Raw genomic sequence first — 18,837 nt, 5'->3', positions numbered from 1 at the left:
CGCGACCACGAACCAGATTGACAGCGTGAAAACCGCAGTCAGGCTATGCTCAAGGTCCGTCTTTTGTATGACAACTTCATGATCCAGCATTTCACCCCCGTGTCCAGCGGCGCTCGCCTGTCTGACCAGGTGGCCGAGCAACTGGCCAACGAAATCAAACAAGGCCGCCTTTTGCCCGGCGACAAACTACCCACCGAGGCACGCCTGGTGGAGCAGTTTGAAGTCAGCCGCACCGTGGTGCGCGAGGCCGTGTCCAGGCTCAAGTCTTTGGGCCTGGTCGATTCGCGCCAAGGCAGCGGGGTGTTTGTCAACCCGCAGCTGCCCTTCGCGCCGCTCAACTTCGAGGCGCAGCATGCCGCCTCGCAAGAGGCCGTGATCCAGATGGTGGAGGTGCGCCGCGCTCTCGAAGCCGAAGTGGCCGCACTGGCCGCCGAACGGCGCAGCGCACGCGATCTTCGCAAGATCGAGCAAGCCGTTCAGGCCCTTGATGCCGCCGTCCAGTCGGGCGGCGATGGTGTGGCCGAAGACGTGAACTTTCACCGGGCCATTGCCGACGCCACGAGCAACCCATTCCTGATCCAGACACTGGAGTACCTGGGCCAGTTTTTGCACGGGGCCACACAAGTGACCCGAGCCAACGAAGCGCGGCGCATCGACTTTGCAGCCGAAGTACAAACCGAACACCAAGCCATCTTGCAAGCCGTCAAAGCCGGTGACGCTGCTGCGGCCAGACAAGCTGCTGCCACGCACATGGGCAACGCCATCACCCGCATCCGCAGCGCAGACCCGGCCTTCTGGGTGCAAGAAGGCGAGCGGCTGGCGCAGCCCCTGGTCAAAGGGCTGCGGGGCTGAGTGCCTCAAAAATCCTCACAGAGTCGTCAACCCACTTTTTTGAAAGCCTCCCATGAATCTGCACCTCAGCGACAAGCATGTTTTGATCACCGGCGGCAGCAAAGGCATTGGCCTGGCTTGCGCCCAGGCTTTTTTGGAGGAAGGGGCCAAGGTGACGTTGGTGTCCCGTGACACGGCCAATCTGAACCATGCGTTGCAAAAACTGCAGGCCCGTTTTGCTGCCGATCGCATCCACACCGTGTCCGCCAATTTGCGCGATGCAGGCGAGGCCCTGACGGCGCTGAACTCGGCAGAAGCCGCATTCGGTCCGGTCGATGTTTTGGTCAACTCGGCGGGTGCTGCCAAGCGCACGCCCGCCCCCGAACTGACGCCCGAAGCTTTTGCCGATGCCATGCAAGCCAAATACTTCACCACCATCCACATGCTCACACCCACCATCCAGCGCATGGCACAGCGTGGCCAGGGCACGGTGGTGAACGTGGTGGGCAACGGCGGCAAAGTGGCCAGCCCGATCCACCTGCCTGGCGGCGCGGCGAATGCGGCCTTGATGCTGGTGAGCGCCGGCATGGCGGCCGCTTACGGGCCACAAGGCATCCGCGTGAATGCGGTGAACCCCGGACTGACTTTGACGGACCGCCTGCAAGAGGGCATGGCGGCCGATGCGCGCCTCAAGGGCATCAACACCGAAGAAGCCATGGCACAAGCCGTGGCCAAAATTCCACTGGGCCGCATGGCCGAGCCCGAAGAAATCGCCAACGCCGTGCTGTTTCTGGCCTCGTCCAAAGCCAGCTACATCACCGGCATTTGCATGAGCATGGACGGGGCGCTGAATCCGATCGTGGTGTAAATAACGGATGAGCTTGCGGGCGTGTGCCAAGCTCGGCCAGGCAATCCCTCTTTTTGGAGACCCAGACACCATGACCCTTTTCACGACAAAGTCTCACCGCCTGCTGAACACCGCCAAACAATGCATTGCCACAGGTCTGTTGGTCTGGGCAGCGATGGGGGCGGCGCAGGCCGAACTGGCACCGCTGCAAACCGTGCCCTCGGTCGATGTGCCGCGCTACATGGGCACCTGGCACGAAATCGCCAAGTACCCCAACTGGTTCCAGAAGAAATGCGCCAGCAGCACGCAGGCCACCTACACACTGCAAGCCAATGGGCAAGTGCAGGTGCTCAACCGCTGCAAAACCGACAAGGGCGAATGGAGCGAGGCCTTGGGCGCGGCCCGGCAAATCGGCGGGCCGACCTCACCCCAGCTCAAGGTGCGATTTGCACCCGAGTGGCTGTCCTTCATTCCACTGGTGTGGGGGGATTACTGGATCATCGATCTGGACCCGGACTACCAATGGGTGGTGGTGAGTGAGCCCCAGCGTGAGTACCTGTGGATTTTGTCGCGCACACCGCAAATGCCTGCGGCCACTTACCAGACCTTGCTGGCCAAGCTGGAGAAGTTGGGCTTCAACCTGAAACGGATCGAAGCCAGCAAGCCCTGAGAGCTTTCGCGCACGGGGCTGAGTTGCCACAAGAAAAGAGCTTGAAGGTCAGTGCGCGGCTTCGGCCACGCGCACTTGGCCCGCTTCGCTGGCCTGCAGCCAACCTTGGCCCGCAGCGTCTTGCGCCAGTTGCGCGATCAGGGCGCGGGCATCGGCGTTGACCCAAGCCACAGGTTGCAAGCGCAATGCAGCGTCCGAGAAGTGGTGAACCACCTCGGCCACATCGTCAGCATCCAAGGCGGTGGGTTTGTAGACCGGGCTGCAAGGCGCTTTTTGGCCCAGGGCGCGGTAAAACACCGCCGCCAGATGGCTTGACGCGCCATACACGCTGCGCTGCTGGCCCGCGGCGGTCACGCGCAAGGTGTAGCCGTATTTGCCTTTGACGCACTCGGCCTGGGTGATGTCTTTCAGGGCGAAGTGGTGCACCAGGTTGCCGCTGTCGTTTTCTGAAATCAGCAGGTTCTGATCGGTCAACAACCACAGACCGCGACCGGCCAACACCACGCGGCCCAGCACGTAGCCGAGCACACGCTCGCCGGGCTGGATGTGGTCTCGCATCTGGTCCACATCGGCTTGCTTGAGCAGTTGCGCACCGTAGGGGTTGTGGCCCTCGATCAGCAGTTCGCTCAGTTCGTTGCCGTTTTTCAAAAAGTCCAGCCAGGCCATAGGGGTCTCCAAATAAGCCGTGCATGTTCGGTCATGGCGGGGTGGGCAGACACCCCAGCCTGTGAATAGACCCACAAAGCGCCGGGGTATTGCCAAAAAACCCGTGGCAACTCACGGCCATTACCCCACCCCCTGCGCCCGGGACGGGCCTGACCCAAACTGCGGCCTGTCTTTCATTGCCCACCATGTTCAACCCCGCCCGTTATTTACCGCCCCGCAAGCTTGGGGACTGCCCTGTGCTGAGCCCGCTGACCGAATCGCTTTCGGCAACCGTGAAAGCCCAGCTGGGCCAGCGCGTGCGGGCCATGACCGGGGCCACGGGGGATGCGCGGGACTTTTTGCAGCCTGCGGGCGACCCCGGCCTGTTCGGGCCCGATTCGGCCGCCTGGCAGGTGCATGCGCACTTTGTGGCCATGATGACCGGGGGCTTGTCGTCGCTGATGCTGCAGGCCCTGCACCCCCGGGCGCTGGCCGCCGTTTGGGACCACTCCAGTTTTCGCACCCAGTTGCAGGCGCGGCTGGGGCGCACCGCCTTGTTTGTGGCCACCACCACCTACGGCGGCACGGCCGCCGCCTTGCAGACCATCGAGCGGGTCAACCGCATCCACGCGCAGATTCGCGGCACGCTGCCCGACGGCACGCCCTATGTGGCCAATGACCCGGAGCTGATCCGCTGGGTGCACCTGGGCGAGACGACCAGCTTTTTGCGGGCTTACCAAGACCTGTCTTTGCAGCCTTTGCCCACAGACAGGCAAGACCTGTACTTTGCCGAAATGGCGCAAATCGGCGAGCGCCTGGGCGCCCACGACTTGCCGCTGACGCGCCACCAGGCCCTGACGCAGCTGCAAGCCTTTCGCCCGGAGCTGCGGGTGGACGAGCGCACGCGGGAAACGATTGCACTGATCGAGCACTACCCCTGTGCGCCGCTGGACCGGCCCTTGATCGGTCTGATCGTTCGAGCCGCCTTCCAGATGCTGCCTGACTGGGCGCTGGACATGCTGGGGCGCGAACGCAGCTGCCCGTTGGAGCAAGCCGCGGTGCGCACCGCCTTGCAAGGCATGGGCGCATCGCTGGCCTGGACCTTCGCCGACACGGGTGTGGCGGCACGCGCCCGTCAGCGCATGGCGCCAGGCTTCAAGGCTGCTGAATCGTCTCCAGGTACATGAGCAAGGACACGATGCGGTTGCGCGCCGACCACTCGGCGGTGCGGGGCGAGTCGCTGGGCTGGGTCATGGCGCGGGCCTTGAACTCGTTGCCCCACACCGGCATCTCACGCGAGCCATGCGGGCCGGTGTCGCCTGACCAGCGGCCATCGATCACTTCCCACATCAACTCCTGCGGAAACTTGCCGCCGTTGCGCTGCGCAATCCGCGTCAGATCGGACGGCGGCTTGACCAGAAATGATTGCACCGGGCCATCGCCCTTGCCCGATGCGCCGTGGCAGCTGGCGCAGTTGTCCTTGTAATCCACGCGGCCCAGGCTGACCGAGGTCTGCGCCCACGACGCGGCCGTGACGCTGAGGATGCTGGCGATCACGCAGCGGCAAATGGTTTGTGTGTTCATCTTGGCTCCTGTTGTTTTGCAAGAGCCTCATCATCGGGACCGAGGCCCGCAAGGTCTGTGCGTTGGCACGCCCAAACGGGTACCGTCTATCGGCCAGGGCTTACCGTCTGCCCTGCGGCGCTTACCGGTTAAGCGGTAGTCAGTTCAGCGTGCCGCCGCTGATGGCCGCGTCACCCAGCCCCTGCTGCCGATGCGCCACCAACAAGGCCAGCGCTTGCTGCACGCCCGCCACCTGCACAGCGGCAGGCCAGCTGGGCAAGGTCGGTCCGGGCCACTGGGCGGCTTGCTCGGGCAAGAGCGGCAAGTGCATGAAGCCGCTGTGCACACCCCGCCCGGCCAGCGTGTGCTGCAGGGCATAAAACACCTGGTTGCAGACAAAGGTGCCCGCTGTTTGCGACACCGAGGCCGGAAAACCCGCGGCCTTCAACCCCGCCACCAAAGACTTGATGGGCAAGGTGCTGAAGTAGGCTGCTGGTTCCCCCGCAATCACCGGCACATCGATGGGCTGGGCCCCCGCGTTGTCGGGGATGCGGGCGTCCATGACATTGATGGCCACGCGCTCGACCGAGAAATCGCAACGCCCCTCGGCCTGGCCCAGCGCCAGCACGATGTCGGGGCGGTGCTGCGCCAAGGCCTGCTGCAATGCGGGCAGGGCTTGGGCAAACACACAAGGCAGCTGCACGGCTGTGACCTGCGCCCCGGCGATCACCGCACCCTGCAAGGCACGGGTCACCTCCCAGGACGGGTTGAGGCTTTGCCCGCCAAAGGGCTCGAAACCCGTGACCAGGACACGCATGAACGCCGGGCCTTTCAGGCGTTGAAGATCGACACGGTTTTGGTGTTGAGGTAAGCCTCCAGCGCCTCGGGGCCACCTTCAGAGCCGTAACCGGAATCCTTCATGCCGCCAAAGGGCAGCTCGGGCCAAGGCGCAGCGGGCTGGTTGACCCAAAGCATGCCCACGTCCAGGCGCTGGCTGAGCTGGTGCATGGTTTTCATGGAGTTGGTGAAGGCGTAACCGGCCAGGCCAAAGGGCAGGCGGTTGGCTTCGGCCATCGCGTCTTCGATCTTCTCGAAGCTGCGGATCGCGGCAATCGGACCAAAAGGCTCGTTGACCACCACATCGGCATCGAGCGGCACATGCGAGAGCACCGTGGGCGCAAAGAAGTTGCCTTGGGTGCCAATGCGCTCACCGCCCGTGAGCACCTTGGCGCCTTTGGCGCGGGCGTCCTGCACGATGGCCTGCATGGCGGCCAGGCGGCGATCGTTGGCCAGCGGCCCCATCTGCGTGCCTGCGGCCAGGCCGTCGCCCACCTGCAGGGCCTGCGCCTGCGCGGCAAATTGTTCGGCAAAGGCGTCGGCAATGCTGTGGTGCACCAAAAAGCGGGTGGGCGAGATGCAGACCTGGCCCGCGTTGCGGAACTTGGCCGCACCGGCCGTCTTCAGGGCCAGCGCGATGTCGGCGTCTTCGGCCAGGATGACCGGGGCGTGGCCGCCCAGCTCCATGGTCACGCGCTTCATGTGCTGACCCGCCAAGGCGGCCAGTTGTTTGCCCACGGGCGTGGAGCCGGTGAAGGTGATCTTGCGGATCAGGGGGTGCGCGATCAGGTAGTTCGAGATTTCGGCGGGGGTGCCGTAGACCAGACCGATGACGCCCGCAGGCACGCCCGCATCATGGAAAGCGCGGATCAGCTCGGCAGGGGCTGCGGGCGTTTCTTCGGGCGCTTTGACGATGATGGAGCAGCCGGTAGCCAAAGCGGCAGACATCTTGCGCACGGCCTGGTTGATCGGGAAGTTCCAGGGCGTAAAGGCGGCAACAGGCCCCACGGGCAACTTGAGGACTTGCTGCTGCACCTGGATGTTGCGTGGCGGCACGATGCGGCCATACACGCGGCGGCCTTCTTCGGCAAACCACTCGATGATGTCGGCGGCCGACATGGCCTCGACTTTGGCTTCGGCCAGGGGCTTGCCTTGTTCTTGGGTGAGCAGTTCGGCAATTTGCGGGGCGCGTTCGCGCATCAGGGCTGCGGCCTTGCGCATGATCGCGCTGCGCTCGTTGGCAGGCACATCGCGCCACAACTCGAAACCCTTTTGCGCGGCTTGCGCAGCCCGCTCCAGGTCGGGGATGCCGGCATGGGCCAGACGGCCGATTTCGGTGCCGGTGGCAGGGTTGAACACGGGCAAGGTGCGGCCGCCTTCGGCATCGCACCATTGGCCGTTGATGAAGAGTTGGGTGTGGGGGTAGGTCATAAGGCGTCCAGTGGGCAAACAAACAAAAAAGCCATTGTGGCGGGAAACCGGGCGCGTGCCGTCAACACTGTGACACGGCACGGGATGACGGGTCACGCCCCTTGCAGGGCAAGCGAGAGGTGCTCGATCAGCACATTCACCCGGTGCGGGATGTAGCGGTTGCTGGGCAAGACGGCGTAAATGCCCAGCGGCGGGGCCTCAAAGTCCTGCAGGATTTCGACCACCTCGCCGCTTTTCAAAAAGGGCTCGGCAATGAAGTCGGGCTGCAAGGTGATGCCCATGCCTTGTGCGGTGGCCTGCACCAGGGCCAGGCCGTTGTTGGCCTGGATGCGGCCGCGCACCGCAAACGACTGCAGCTGGCCTTGCACACGGTAGGGCCAGCTCGCCCCCTTGGGGCTCATGGAATAAACCAGACACTCGTGGTGACGCAACTCCTCGGGGTGGCGCACGCTGCCGTGTTCAGAAAGGTAGGCGGGCGAGGCCAGCGTCAGCAAACGGCAATGCCCCAGGCTGCGCACGATGTCGCCGGGCTGCAGGTCGGCGGTGATGCGGATCGACAGGTCAATGCCCTCTTCGATCAGGTTGGCCCGCTGGTCCGAAAAGTCCATCAGCAGCTCGATGTGCGGTTGCGCTTGGGCAAACTGGAGCAGTGCGGGCATGAGCCGCTGCAGGCCAAAACTCAGGGGCAGGCCCAGGCGGATGCGTCCGCGCGGCACGGCTTTTTCTTCGTCCAGGCTGGACTCTGCGGCGTCCACCATGTTCAGGATGACACGGCATTTTTCGAGGTAGGCCGCGCCTGCGGGCGTGAGGGTCAGGCTGCGGGTGCTGCGCGTGATGAGCTTGACGCGCAGGTGCTTTTCCAGCGCCGCGATCTGGCGCGTGACCACCGAGCGGGCCACCTGCAGCTGGTCGGCCACGGCGGTGAATGTGCCCGCCTCGGCCACACGCACAAAGATTTGCATTGCATCGAGCTTGTCCATTGTTGCTGATTCTGCAACAAGACAGGGTGGTCCCAAAGCAAGCGGTAAACTGAATGAAAAATATCGGAGATCGGCCCCATGAAACTGCACTACATCGCCAACCAGCACATCGCCCCGGCATCGGGCCAGGACATCCCGGTCATCGACCCCTCTACCGGTGAGCAGTTCGACGCCATCGCCCGAGGCAACGCGGCCGACATCGACCGCGCCGTGCACGCCGCCCGCGACGCCTTCCAAGGCGACTGGGGCCGCCTGAGCGCCACCGAGCGCGGGCGCCTGTTGCAACGCCTGGCCCAGCACATGCTGGCCCACATCGACGAGCTGGCCGCCATCGAGTCACGCGACTGCGGCAAACCCACCACCTTGGCGCGCGGCGACGTGACGGCGGTGGCGCGTTATTTCGAGTTCTATGCCGGGGCCGCCGACAAACTCATGGGCGAGACCATCCCCTTCTACAACGGCCATACCGTGTTCACCCTGCGCGAACCGTTTGGTGTGACGGGCCATGTGATCCCCTGGAACTACCCGCTGCAGATTTTTGGCCGCAGCGTGGCGGCCTCGCTGGCGGTGGGCAATGCCTGCGTGGTCAAGCCCGCCGAAGACGCCTGCCTGTCGATCCTGCGTGTGGCCGAGATGGCGGCCGAGGTCGGCTTCCCGGCCGGGGCGCTGAACATCGTCACCGGCTACGGCCACGAGGCGGGCGACCTGCTGGTGCGCCACCCCGGGGTGGACCATGTGTCCTTCACCGGCTCGCCCCGCGTGGGCCAGCTGGTGATCCAGGCCGCGGCCGAACACCATGCGCCTGTGACGCTGGAGCTGGGCGGCAAATCGCCACAGATCATTTTTGGCGACGCCGACATGGACGCCATGACCACGGTGGTGACCAATGCCATCGTGCAAAACGCCGGTCAAACCTGCTCGGCGGGTAGCCGCGCCTTGGTGCACCGCCCGGTGTACGAGGCCGTGGTCGAGCGGCTGGCCAAATCCTTTGCCGCCACCCGCACCGGCCCGGCCAGCATGGACCTCAACTGCGGCCCCTTGATCCGCGAATCGCAAATGCAGCGCGTGCGCAGCTTTGTGGAACTCGCCAAGAGCGATGGCCTGCCGATCGCCGCACAAGGCCAGCTGGTGCACGAAGCGCCAAAAGGTGGCTTTTACCAGGTGCCCACGCTGATCCGCGACGTGCCGATCGAACACCGCATCGCGCAAGAAGAAATCTTCGGCCCGGTGCTGGCCATCAGCCCCTTTGACGACGAAGACCACGCCATCGAACTGGCCAATGGCACCGAATACGGCCTGGCCGCCGCGCTGTGGACGCAGGACGGCGGTCGCCAGTTGCGCATGGCGCGTCGCCTGCAAAGTGGCCAGGTCTTCGTCAACAACTTCGGCGCAGGCGGCGGCATCGAGTTGCCGTTTGGCGGCGTCAAGGCCAGCGGCCATGGCCGCGAAAAAGGCTTCGAAGCGCTCTACAGCTTCACCACGCTCAAGACCGTCACCATCAAGCACGGCTGAACGCCGTTGGAGCCACACATGCAAAACCCCCGCATCGGCATGATCGGCCTGGGCCTGATGGGCCTGGGCATCGCCACCAACATCGTCAAAAAAGGCTTCGCGCTCACCGCCATGGAGCACCCAGGCAACCAGCCTTTGGGCGACCTGATCGCTGCGGGCGCCCAAACCGCAGCGACCGCGCAGGCCGTGGCGCAGGCCAATGACATCGTCATCCTCTGCGTCAACGGCTCGGCGCAGGTCGAGGCCATCCTGGCGGGCGACACCGGCCTGCTGGCGGGCTTGCGCGCAGGCATGACGGTGATCGACTGCTCCACCAGCATCCCCGGCTCCACCCAGCAAGTGGCCGCTACGCTGGCCCAGCGTGGCGTGCGCTTCATGGACGCGGCCATGACCCGCACGCCCAACGAAGCCATGCAAGGCCGCTTGAACCTGCTGATCGGTGGGGACGCGGCGCTGCTTGAAGAAGTGCGCCCCCTGCTGTCCACCTTTGCCGAAAACATCGTGCATGCCGGTGGCGTGAGCGCAGGCCACAGCATGAAGCTGCTGCACAACTTCGTCTCGCTCGGCTCGGTCACGCTGCTGGCCGAGGCGGCGGCGTGCGCACGCCGCTCGGGCATCGACGACGCGGTGTTTGTCGAGGTGCTGGAAAAAGGCGGTGGCTGGGGCGCGGCGCTCGAGCGCCTCAAGCCCTACCTGCTGCGCGGCGAAACCTCGGGCCTGCGTTTTTCGATGGGCAACGCCCTCAAGGACCTGGGCTACTACGCCGACATGGCCCGCGAAACCGGCTCGCACGACGCCGCCGCCCAAGCCATGCAGGCCACGCTGGCTGCGGCCTGCCAGTCGATCGATCCGCAAACCCTGCTGCCCGAGCTGGTGGGCCAGTTGGCCAAGGGCGCACTCAAGGCCTGAGGCCGCCCCCCGCCCACAAGTTCATTGTGGGAGCGAGCCCCCGCTCGCGAATGCGTGCCCTGGCCCCTGCAACCGTTCGGCCGCAGGGGCAGCCTCCTACAAATATTGGCATCCCGCGCAGGGACAGCCCCCTGCTGATTCCCCACCCAAAGCTGTTCTGCCCTTCAATTGTTGCAATCAATGCAACAAGCATTTGTAGATTTGCCACTTTTTCTAATCGATTGAAGCGCCTAAAGTTCGACCCATCGGTGGCACACCAACCTGTTTTAGAGCCGCCCCTCAACCCGGATTTGTTCCGAACTTTGGATTGCCCACCACCATGACCGCCCCACGCTCTGTCCTGTTTGTGCCCCACGGCTCCCCCATGTTTGCCCTGCATCCGGGTGCGGCGGGCGCGGCCATGACGCAGGTGGCGGCGCAGCTGGGCACGCCCCGCGCCATCGTGGTGGTCAGCCCGCACTGGGAAACGGCGGTGCCCACGGTCGGTTTTGCCACCCGGCCCGAGACCATCCACGACTTTGGCGGCTTTGACCCGCGCCTGTACGAGATGCAATACCCTGCCACCGGCTGCCCCGAGGTGGCCGCCCAAGTGGTGACCGCCCTGCAAACGGCGGGCCTGCCCGTGGCGCAAGACGCCCAGCGAGGCCTGGACCACGGCGCCTGGATTCCCCTGCGCCAGATGTTCCCCGACGCCGACGTGCCGGTGGTGCCGCTGTCGGTGCAAAGCCACCTGGGCCCCGAGCACGCCTACCGTGTGGGCCAGGCGCTGGCCGGTCTGGCGCAGCAAGGCATTTTGGTGCTGGCTTCCGGCAACATCACGCACAACCTGCGCGACTTCATGGTGGTGCGCATGCAAGGCGGCGCGACACCCGCTTATGTGCAGACCTTCGCCGACTGGATCCACACCCACATGACCGAGCGCGATGTGCCCGGCCTGCTGGCCTACCGCCAGCAAGCGGCTGGCCAACGCGCACACCCCAGCGACGAACACCTGCTGCCGCTGTTCACCGCCCTGGGCGCGGCAGGAGCCGATGCGCAACCCGAAGCGTTTTTCCGGGGCATCAGTGACCACGTCATCGCCATGGACGGCTACGCCTTCCACTGAGCCGAACTTTTCAAGAGATTGCACCGCATGAACACGCACTACACCCGCACCGCCAAAAGCCTGCACTGGCTGATGGCCCTGATGATTTTCGGCCTGCTGGCCCTGGGCTTTTACATGAGCGACCTGCCCCTGTCGCCCGAAAAACTGCAGTACTACTCCTGGCACAAGTGGGCCGGGGTCACGGTGTTCGCACTGGTCTGGCTGCGCCTGGCCTGGCGCATCACCCACCGCCCACCCGCACTGCCGGACAGCCTGTCCGCGCCCATGCAATGGGCAGCGCACTTCGGACACTTTCTGCTCTATGCACTGATGATCGCCATCCCCTTGAGTGGCTGGCTGATGAGCTCGGCCAAAGGCTTTCAGACCATCTGGTTCGGTGTGCTGCCGATCCCCGACCTGATCGGCAAGGACAAGGCCTTGGGCGAGCAACTTGCCCAGCTGCACTGGGCTTTGAATGTGGGCTTGCTGCTCTTGATCGCAGGGCATGCAGCGGCAGCGCTGTGGCACCACGTCGTGCACAAAGACGACACGCTGCGCCGCATGTTGCCGGCCCGCTGAAAGCCGAACGCCGAACGCTCAACGCCCATAAAAAAGGAACCCCATGAACACCGTTTTGAAATCCCTGCTGGCCCTGTCGGTCGCCGCGCTCGCCTCGCAAGTGCAGGCCGCGCCTTACCAATCCATCGTGCCTGCCAAAAGCAGCATCACCTTTCACTTCAAACAGATGGGCGTGAGCGCCGATGGGCGCTTCAAAAAGTTCGCTGCGCAAGTGAACTTTGACCCGGCCAAGGCCGAGCAAGGCAAAGCCAGCTTTGAAGTCGAGCTGGCCAGCGTGGACACCGGATCGGGCGAAGCCGATCAGGAAGTGGTGACCAAGTCGTGGTTCAACACGGCCGCTTTCCCCAAAGCCCAGTTTGTGAGCAAACAGATCAAACAGACCGCGCCCAACCAATACGAAGTGCTGGGCACGCTGACCATCAAAGGCCAAAGCCGGGAGGTGAAGTTTCCCCTCAAGCACACGCCCCAAGGCAAGGACGGCCTGCTCACAGGCGGCTTCACCTTGAAGCGCGCCGACTACAGCATCGGCGAAGGCATGTGGGCCAAGTTCGATGTGGTGGCCAACGACATCCAGGTCAACTTTTCGATCACCGCGTCACAGGGCAAATGAACAAGTCCAAGACATGGACCCCCGATCGAGTCGGGGGTGACAGCGGGATAAAACCCGATCAAGTCGTGGGTGACGGTGGCTTGTCGTACCCGCCCTCTTGTCATACCCGCGAAGGCGGGTATCCATCGCAACCGGAGGCATGGACCCCCGATCGAGTCGTGACAGCGGGATAAAACCCGATCGAGTCGGGGGTGACGATGGTTTGTCATACCAGCGCATGCGGATATCCATGCCCCCAGAACCATTTCTTTTTTCTCTCCACTCACTTTTTTTCAACAGGAGCTTTCTCATGACATCTTTCAAACAACTCGCCGCCGCTTTGGCCTTTGCATCGGTGGCCGCAGGCTCGGCACTGGCTGCACCCGTGACCTACAACGTGGACAGTTCGCACACTTTCCCGCGCTTCTCGTACTCGCACTTCGGCCTGTCTACACAGCTGAGCAGCTTCAGCAACACCAGCGGCAAAGTGGTGTTTGACGCCGAAGCCAAGACCGGCTCGGTGGACATCACCATCGACATGAAGTCGGTCAACACCGGTTTTGCCGATTTCAACGGCCACATCCAGGGCGAGGACTTTTTGGACACCGCCAAGTTCCCCACCGCGACCTTCAAGTCGACCAAGGTGGTGTTTGAAGGCGACAAACCCAAGGCCATCGAAGGCAACCTGACCATCAAGGGCGTGACCAAGCCCGTGACCCTGCAGGTGACCAACTTCCTGGCCATGCCCCACCCCATGATGAAAAAGCCCGCTTTGGGCGCCAACGCGTTCACCACCATCAAGCGCACCGAGTTCAACGCCGGTAAATTCGCGCCTTATGTGGGTGACGAGGTGCGCATCGACATCGCCATCGAAGCCGTCGCACCCTGAGTCTTTTTGCTCTTTCAGTCCAAGCCACCCCGGACATCCCGGGGTGGCTTTTTTTATTGCAACACCCACACCCACCCATCGGTATAGCACTGGAGGCAGAGGCAAATTGACCGTCCGATGCATGGTCGCAGGAACCTGGCTTTTCTAACATCGAAGCTCCTTTCTTTCAGAAGCCTTGTAACCCCATGCGACCCGACATACGCCCCCTCATGGGATATGGGTTGCGTCCTGCTGTGGAGACCACGATGTCCTTGTTCAAGAAAATTTTGGTGCCTATCGATGGCAGCCAGACCGCCAGCAAAGCGCTGGATTACGCGCTCAAGCTGGCGCAAGCCGACCAGGCGGAGGTGCGTCTGGTGTACTGCATCGACGAGCTCTCATTGCTGAGCAACCATGAATACTCGGGCGAGATCGCGCAGCTGGCGCGGGAAAACGGTCACAAGGTGTTGGAAAGCGGCATGGCGCTGGCCAGCACCGCCAAAGTGAAGGCCGACACACGGCTGATCGACCGCGTGGGGCAACGCCTGGGCGAATCGGTGGCCGACGCCGCAGGCGAATGGGGCGCCGATCTGGTGGTGCTCGGCACCCATGGTCGCCGGGGTATTGGGCGGGTTCTGCTCGGCAGTGGTGCCGAGCAGGTCATGCGCATGTCACCTGTGCCGGTGCTGATGGTGCGGGGTTTTGATTGACCCACGCATTCGGGGTTGAAGGTCAGTCGATCTTCGCGCCCGACGCCTTGACCACCTGCGCCATGCGCACATAGTCGGCCGCCAGCAACTTGGCAAAGTCGGGATTGCTCATGTCGCGTGGCTCGATGCCCTGCTTGTCCAGGCGCTCCAGGATCACCGGGTCCTTGAGCAGCTTGCTCACCGCCGCATGGATGCGGTTGGCCTGCTCTGCGGGCACGCCTGCAGGGCCGAGCAAACCAAACCACGAATCGAACTGGTAACCCGGCAAGCCGCTTTCGGCCAGGGTGGGCAAGTCGGGCAGGTATTTGCTGCGCTTGGGCGAGGTCACACCTAGCAAACGGATGCGGCTGTCCTTGGAGAAGGCCAAAGCGCCGATGCTGGCAGCGATGACCGCTTGGGCACGGCCGGAAATGACTTCGTTGATCGCCTCGCCCGTGGCCTTGAGCGGCACATGCACCACATCGATGCCTGCCAGGCCCGTGAAGTACGCCATGGCCAGGTGCGTGGCACTGCCCACACCAGCGCTGGCGTAGTTCATCTTGCCGGGGTTGGCCTTGGCGTGGCGGATGAATTCGGCCGCCGTCTTGGCGGGCACGTCGGGGTGCACCATGAGCACATAGCTGGCGCTGCCGATGTGGCCCAGTGGCGCAAAGTCTTTTTGCGGGTCGTAGGTCAGTTTGGTGTACAGCGAGCCTGCAATGTTGTGGCTGGCCGCGGCCATGACCATGACCGAACCATCGGCTTCGGCGCGGGCCACATAGGCGTTGCCAATCGTGCCACCTGCGCCCGCGCGGTTTTCCACGATCACCGTTTGACCCAAAGCCGCCCCCATCTCGACCGAGAACGAACGCGCCAGGATGTCCTGCACGCCACCCGGTGCAAAAGGCACCACGATGCGCACCGGTTTGGTGGATTGGGCCTGGGCCATGCCCACCGCCGACAGCAAAGCCGTGCCCAAGCTGGACGCCAAAAGTTCACGCCGTTGAATCATGTGTGTTTCCTTGAAAAGTTTTCTGTTCATTCAAAAATCAGGCCACGCACACCCGGTCGGCCAGGCGGCGCATGAAGCGCTCGCACCAGGCCAGTTGTTCCAGCGTGACCCATTCGTTGGGCTGGTGCGCCTGCGCAATGTGGCCGGGGCCGCAGACGATGGTGGGCACACCCGCCTGGTGAAACAGAGCAGCTTCCGTGCCAAACGAGACCTTGCCAGCACCGCTGGCCGGATCGACCTCGGCGCAGTCAAAACACAGCTGCGCGATCTCGCTGTCGGCCCCCGTGGCAAAGCCGGGCAACACCGATTTGAGTTCGTGCGTGATGCCCGTGTCGGGTGCGACCGCCTGCATGGCGGGCACCAGGCTCTCGCCAAAGGCCTTGGCCCGTGCAAACAGCTCTTCGGGCGTGTTCATGTGGTGGTGGCGAATCTCCCAGGTCACCTCGCACTGGCGCGGGATGATGTTGAGCGCCGTGCCCCCTGCGATCACGCCTGTGTGGATGGTGGTGTGGGGCACGTCGTAGATCGGGTCGAACGGGCCGTTTTGCGCCAGTTCGCGGTGCATGCTTTTCAGGTGAGCAACAAACTCGCAAGCGATCTCGACCGCGTTCACGCCCAACGGCGTGAGGGAAGAATGCGCCTCAAAACCGTGCACCGTGGTTTTGTACGAATGCTTGCCTTTGTGCGCGATCACCACCTGCATGCCCGTGGGCTCGCCCACAATGCAGCCTGCGGGCTTGAAGCCCTGGGCCTGCATGTCGGCGATCATGCGGCGCACGCCAATGCAGCCGACTTCTTCGTCATAGCTGAAAGCCAAATGGATCGGGCGCTTGAGTTTTCTTTTCAACAACTCGGGCACCATCATCAGACAGATCGCGCCAAAACTCTTCATGTCGGTCACGCCGCGGCCGTACATCTTGTCGCCTTGAATCACGACCTTGAACGGGTCGGTGTCCCAGGGCTGGCCGTCGACGGGCACCACGTCGGTGTGGCCCGAGAGCACCAGCCCACCCACCTTGGTTTCGCCGTCGTGCGCAGGCAGCGTGGCCCAGAGGTTGGCTTTTTGGCCGCTGTCGTCGTAGGTGCGGCTGCAGGCAATGCCCAAGTCCTTCAGGTAAGCCTCAGTCCAATCCAGCAAGGCCAGGTTGCTGTCGCGCGAGACGGTGGCAAAGGCGATCCATTTTTCGATCAGGGGCAGGGCGGCCAGGTCGGTGGCCTGGACCGAGGACAGGGCAGCTTGAGGAAGCGGGGCGTTCATGGGGGACTCCGTTCAAAAGGGGTTCCAACTGGGGCGCCTGATCTTACCGGGCCAAGCGCCCGGCCGCGTCACCTTGCCGACATGGGTCGGCTGCGGCTGCCTCTAAAGTGGACATGCATCCCTCCCTCAACCTCTGGAGTCTCCATGGCCATTTACGAGCTGCGCACCTATTCCGTGATCGTCGGAAAAATGTCCGAAGTCATCTCGCACTACAAAAACGAAGGCTGGCCTGCGCTGGCCAAGCACCCGCCAAAACTGGTGGGCTATTTCACGGGCGATGTGGGGGCGATCAATGAGCTGATCCACGTTTGGAAGTTCGACGATGACGCCGACCGCCGCGCCTTTTGGGCCGGGGTGTTTGCCGACCCGGAATTCATGGCCTTTGCCGCCAAGATCCGCCCGCTGATGCGGGAGCAAAACAACAAGCTCATGCTGTCGGCCCCCTGGGGCCCGCAACCCTGAGCCGCTTGGGTGGCCGCATGCGCCGCCCGGGCTCGGTCTTCACTGCACCAGGTAGCCCCCATCCACCGGCAGGATCACGCCCGTCACAAAGCGGGCTGCCGGGCTGGCCAAAAACAGCACCGGATCGGCCACTTCTTCGGGCTGGCCCCAACGGCCCATGGGCGTGCGGCCCACGATCTGGGCGCTGCGCGTCGGGTCGTCTTGCAAGGCCTGCGTCAAAGGCGTGGCGATCCAGCCCGGGGCCACCGCGTTCACCCGGATGCCGTCGACCGCATACGCAATGGCCAGCGACTTGGTCAGCTGCGCCACACCACCCTTGCTCGCGCTGTAGCCCGGCGTCGGGCTGCTGCCAAAAAAGCTCAACATCGAGGCGATGTTGACGATGCAGCCCTGACGGGCTTTCAAGGCGGCACGCGCCGCAGCGCAGGCGCGCATGGTCCCGTTCAGGTTGATGTCCACGGTTTTCGCGAACACCTCCGGGTCATGCTCGACCCCGCGCTGCACGATGCCCGCGCAATTGACCAACACATCCAGCTCGGTGAATTCAGCCAAACTTTTTTGCACCTGTTCGTTGTGCCGCACATCCAGCACCTGGAATGCAATGCGTTGGTTGGCAGGCAAAGCCTGCGCCGCCGCGACCTCGGCGGGCGTGGCCCCTGTGGCCGTCACACGCGCACCCGTGGCGGCGAATGCCCGGGCAATGGCCGCACCAATCCCGCTGGTGCCCCCTGTGATGAAAACTTGTTTGACCGTGTCCATGCCGCGTCTCACTTTCTGGGTTTTGAGAGTCCAGCTTACAAGGGCATGCAGGGTTTGCGCTGTCACCCAAGGGCGTGGGGGGGCAGGTTGGGCGATGGGTTGGGGCGGGTTGATGGTGGGTTGGCGGTGCGGACATGGATTCCCGCATTCGCGGGAATGACAAGAAGGGTAAGGGCGGGATTGACAAGAAGGGTGCGAGCGGGAATGACAACAAGGGTCAACGCGGAATGACAAGAGGAGGCATGACGGCTGCGACGGGGTTCCCCGTGTTCTCCCTGATGCTGGGGTCTTGCAAAATTTGTATGATGACCTGATTAATTTGAATCAGGAGTTCCCCATGCAACGCAGAAACTGGATGGCGGCGGCCGCAGCCGTGGTGGCCATGTCGCCCTTTTTGGCCACCAACGCTTTGGCGCAGGCCTGGCCGGCTCGCCCCATCAAACTGGTGGTGCCCTTTCCGCCCGGCGGCCTGATCGACAACATGGCCCGTTTGGTGGCGCCCAAGTTGTCGCAAGAGTTGGGGCAACCCATCGTGATCGACAACAAACCCGGTGCCGGGGGCAACCTGGGTGCGGCCGAAGCGGCCCGCGCAGCGGCCGACGGCTACACGCTGTTGATGGCGTCGCCACCTCTCACCATCAGCCCGGCGCTCTATGCCAAGCTGCCCTATAAGCCTGAACAGATCGTGCCGGTCGGCTTGCTGGGCCGTGTGCCCAATGTGCTGGTGGTCAACCCGGCTTCGGGCATCCAGAGCGTGGCCGACCTGAGCGCCCGCATCAAGGCCAAGCCCGGCCAACTCAACTACGCGTCCAACGGCCAAGGCACGTCCTTGCACCTGAGCGCCGAGCTCTACAAAAGCATGTCCGGCCTGTTCATCACGCACATCCCCTACCGGGGTGCGGCGGCGGGCTTGACGGCGGTGATGGCCGACGAGGTCAGCATGATGTTTGACAACCTGCCTTCGGCCCTGGGCCTGATCAATGGCGGCAAGCTCAAGGCCCTGGCCGTGACCACACCGCAGCGCAGCAGCGCCTTGCCGGGTGTGCCCACCATGGAGGAAGCTGGCGTCAAGGGTTACCAAGTGTTTGCATGGTTCGGCGTGGCTGCGCCTGCGGGCTTGCCTGCACCGGTCGCGCAAAAACTGGAACAAGCCCTGGAGCGCGTGGCCAAGCAGCCCGAAGTCCAGGCCGCCATCCAGAAAGCCGGTGCCGAGCCCACCTGGGTGAACGCGCAAGGCATGGCCAGCTTCATGCAGGCCGACATGGCGCAATGGAAAAAAGTGGCGGCCTACGCCAAGATCACACTGGATTGA

At 63.7% G+C, this 18,837-nt stretch carries 21 protein-coding genes; 13 read left to right on the top strand and 8 right to left on the bottom strand.

Annotated features, from left to right (window positions below):
* Positions 1-78: 78 nt before the first annotated feature.
* From ACZ5RT_RS15995 to ACZ5RT_RS15985, 3 genes are all read left to right on the top strand, one after another.
* The gene (locus tag ACZ5RT_RS15995; protein ID WP_464453119.1) at positions 79-852 is read left to right on the top strand and encodes a FadR/GntR family transcriptional regulator; all 774 of its coding nucleotides are present in this window, start codon (positions 79-81) and stop codon (positions 850-852) included.
* Between the two features lie 52 nt (positions 853-904).
* The gene (locus tag ACZ5RT_RS15990) at positions 905-1,699 is read left to right on the top strand and encodes an SDR family oxidoreductase (protein WP_422169540.1); all 795 of its coding nucleotides are present in this window, start codon (positions 905-907) and stop codon (positions 1,697-1,699) included.
* 70 nt (positions 1,700-1,769) lie between these two features.
* A complete protein-coding gene (locus tag ACZ5RT_RS15985; RefSeq protein ID WP_464453118.1) occupies positions 1,770-2,348 on the top strand; it encodes a lipocalin family protein in 579 nt (192 codons plus the stop codon).
* Positions 2,349-2,396: 48 nt separating this feature from the next.
* Here ACZ5RT_RS15985 and ACZ5RT_RS15980 read toward each other — a convergent pair whose 3' ends face one another.
* Positions 2,397-3,014: a hypothetical protein gene (locus tag ACZ5RT_RS15980; RefSeq protein ID WP_291924592.1), complete on the bottom strand. Its 618-nt coding sequence runs from the start codon at positions 3,012-3,014 to the stop codon at positions 2,397-2,399.
* A 185-nt stretch (positions 3,015-3,199) separates the two neighbouring features.
* On the opposite strand from ACZ5RT_RS15980, the gene ACZ5RT_RS15975 reads away from it, so the two are divergent.
* Positions 3,200-4,180 (top strand): oxygenase MpaB family protein, encoded by a 981-nt coding sequence (locus tag ACZ5RT_RS15975; protein WP_464453117.1) that lies wholly within the window; start codon positions 3,200-3,202, stop codon positions 4,178-4,180.
* Here ACZ5RT_RS15975 and ACZ5RT_RS15970 read toward each other — a convergent pair.
* The 4 genes from ACZ5RT_RS15970 to ACZ5RT_RS15955 all read right to left on the bottom strand — a co-directional run bounded on the left by ACZ5RT_RS15970 (position 4,149) and on the right by ACZ5RT_RS15955 (position 7,804).
* Positions 4,149-4,577, bottom strand: coding sequence for a c-type cytochrome (locus ACZ5RT_RS15970; RefSeq protein WP_422169544.1), 429 nt, complete (start codon positions 4,575-4,577; stop codon positions 4,149-4,151). The genes ACZ5RT_RS15975 and ACZ5RT_RS15970 overlap by 32 nt on opposite strands.
* A gap of 139 nt (positions 4,578-4,716) precedes the next feature.
* Complete coding sequence (pcp, locus tag ACZ5RT_RS15965) at positions 4,717-5,373, bottom strand: pyroglutamyl-peptidase I (RefSeq protein ID WP_464453116.1); 657 nt, start codon at positions 5,371-5,373, stop codon at positions 4,717-4,719.
* A gap of 14 nt (positions 5,374-5,387) precedes the next feature.
* Positions 5,388-6,824: an NAD-dependent succinate-semialdehyde dehydrogenase gene (locus ACZ5RT_RS15960; RefSeq protein ID WP_464453115.1), complete on the bottom strand. Its 1,437-nt coding sequence runs from the start codon at positions 6,822-6,824 to the stop codon at positions 5,388-5,390.
* A gap of 92 nt (positions 6,825-6,916) precedes the next feature.
* On the bottom strand, positions 6,917-7,804 hold the full coding sequence (locus tag ACZ5RT_RS15955; protein WP_464453114.1) for a LysR family transcriptional regulator: 888 nt from the start codon (positions 7,802-7,804) through the stop codon (positions 6,917-6,919).
* A gap of 78 nt (positions 7,805-7,882) precedes the next feature.
* Between ACZ5RT_RS15955 and ACZ5RT_RS15950 the strand changes: the two genes are divergently transcribed.
* The 7 genes from ACZ5RT_RS15950 (at position 7,883) to ACZ5RT_RS15920 (ending at position 14,055) form a co-directional block, all read left to right on the top strand.
* Positions 7,883-9,316 carry an aldehyde dehydrogenase family protein gene (locus ACZ5RT_RS15950; protein WP_464453113.1) on the top strand — a complete coding sequence of 478 codons (1,434 nt, stop codon included), beginning with the start codon at positions 7,883-7,885 and terminating at the stop codon, positions 9,314-9,316.
* Between the two features lie 18 nt (positions 9,317-9,334).
* The gene (locus ACZ5RT_RS15945) at positions 9,335-10,225 is read left to right on the top strand and encodes an NAD(P)-dependent oxidoreductase (RefSeq protein ID WP_464453112.1); all 891 of its coding nucleotides are present in this window, start codon (positions 9,335-9,337) and stop codon (positions 10,223-10,225) included.
* Positions 10,226-10,544: 319 nt separating this feature from the next.
* Positions 10,545-11,330 (top strand): dioxygenase family protein, encoded by a 786-nt coding sequence (locus ACZ5RT_RS15940; protein ID WP_464453111.1) that lies wholly within the window; start codon positions 10,545-10,547, stop codon positions 11,328-11,330.
* 27 nt (positions 11,331-11,357) lie between these two features.
* Positions 11,358-11,888 (top strand): cytochrome b, encoded by a 531-nt coding sequence (locus ACZ5RT_RS15935; RefSeq protein ID WP_291924610.1) that lies wholly within the window; start codon positions 11,358-11,360, stop codon positions 11,886-11,888.
* Between the two features lie 43 nt (positions 11,889-11,931).
* Positions 11,932-12,498: a YceI family protein gene (locus ACZ5RT_RS15930; protein ID WP_464453110.1), complete on the top strand. Its 567-nt coding sequence runs from the start codon at positions 11,932-11,934 to the stop codon at positions 12,496-12,498.
* 289 nt (positions 12,499-12,787) lie between these two features.
* Positions 12,788-13,366, top strand: a complete 579-nt coding sequence (locus ACZ5RT_RS15925) for a YceI family protein (RefSeq protein ID WP_291924614.1) — start codon at positions 12,788-12,790, stop codon at positions 13,364-13,366.
* A 245-nt stretch (positions 13,367-13,611) separates the two neighbouring features.
* Positions 13,612-14,055, top strand: coding sequence for a universal stress protein (locus ACZ5RT_RS15920; protein WP_291924616.1), 444 nt, complete (start codon positions 13,612-13,614; stop codon positions 14,053-14,055).
* A 22-nt stretch (positions 14,056-14,077) separates the two neighbouring features.
* Here the strand turns inward: ACZ5RT_RS15920 and ACZ5RT_RS15915 are convergent, their stop codons facing one another.
* Positions 14,078-15,046, bottom strand: a complete 969-nt coding sequence (locus ACZ5RT_RS15915) for a tripartite tricarboxylate transporter substrate binding protein (RefSeq protein ID WP_464453109.1) — start codon at positions 15,044-15,046, stop codon at positions 14,078-14,080.
* A gap of 37 nt (positions 15,047-15,083) precedes the next feature.
* Entirely contained in the window at positions 15,084-16,304 is a 1,221-nt protein-coding gene (gene argE, locus ACZ5RT_RS15910; RefSeq protein WP_464453108.1) for an acetylornithine deacetylase, read from the bottom strand.
* A gap of 144 nt (positions 16,305-16,448) precedes the next feature.
* On the opposite strand from argE, the gene ACZ5RT_RS15905 reads away from it, so the two are divergent.
* A complete protein-coding gene (locus ACZ5RT_RS15905; protein WP_464453107.1) occupies positions 16,449-16,766 on the top strand; it encodes an NIPSNAP family protein in 318 nt (105 codons plus the stop codon).
* Positions 16,767-16,805: 39 nt separating this feature from the next.
* On the opposite strand, the gene ACZ5RT_RS15900 is transcribed toward ACZ5RT_RS15905, so the two are convergent.
* A complete protein-coding gene (locus ACZ5RT_RS15900; RefSeq protein WP_422170270.1) occupies positions 16,806-17,525 on the bottom strand; it encodes an SDR family NAD(P)-dependent oxidoreductase in 720 nt (239 codons plus the stop codon).
* Between the two features lie 337 nt (positions 17,526-17,862).
* Between ACZ5RT_RS15900 and ACZ5RT_RS15895 the strand changes: the two genes are divergently transcribed.
* On the top strand, positions 17,863-18,837 hold the full coding sequence (locus ACZ5RT_RS15895; RefSeq protein ID WP_464453106.1) for a Bug family tripartite tricarboxylate transporter substrate binding protein: 975 nt from the start codon (positions 17,863-17,865) through the stop codon (positions 18,835-18,837).

Source organism: Limnohabitans sp. TEGF003 (assembly GCF_055395455.1).
This window is presented reverse-complemented; position numbering and strand designations above follow the sequence as displayed.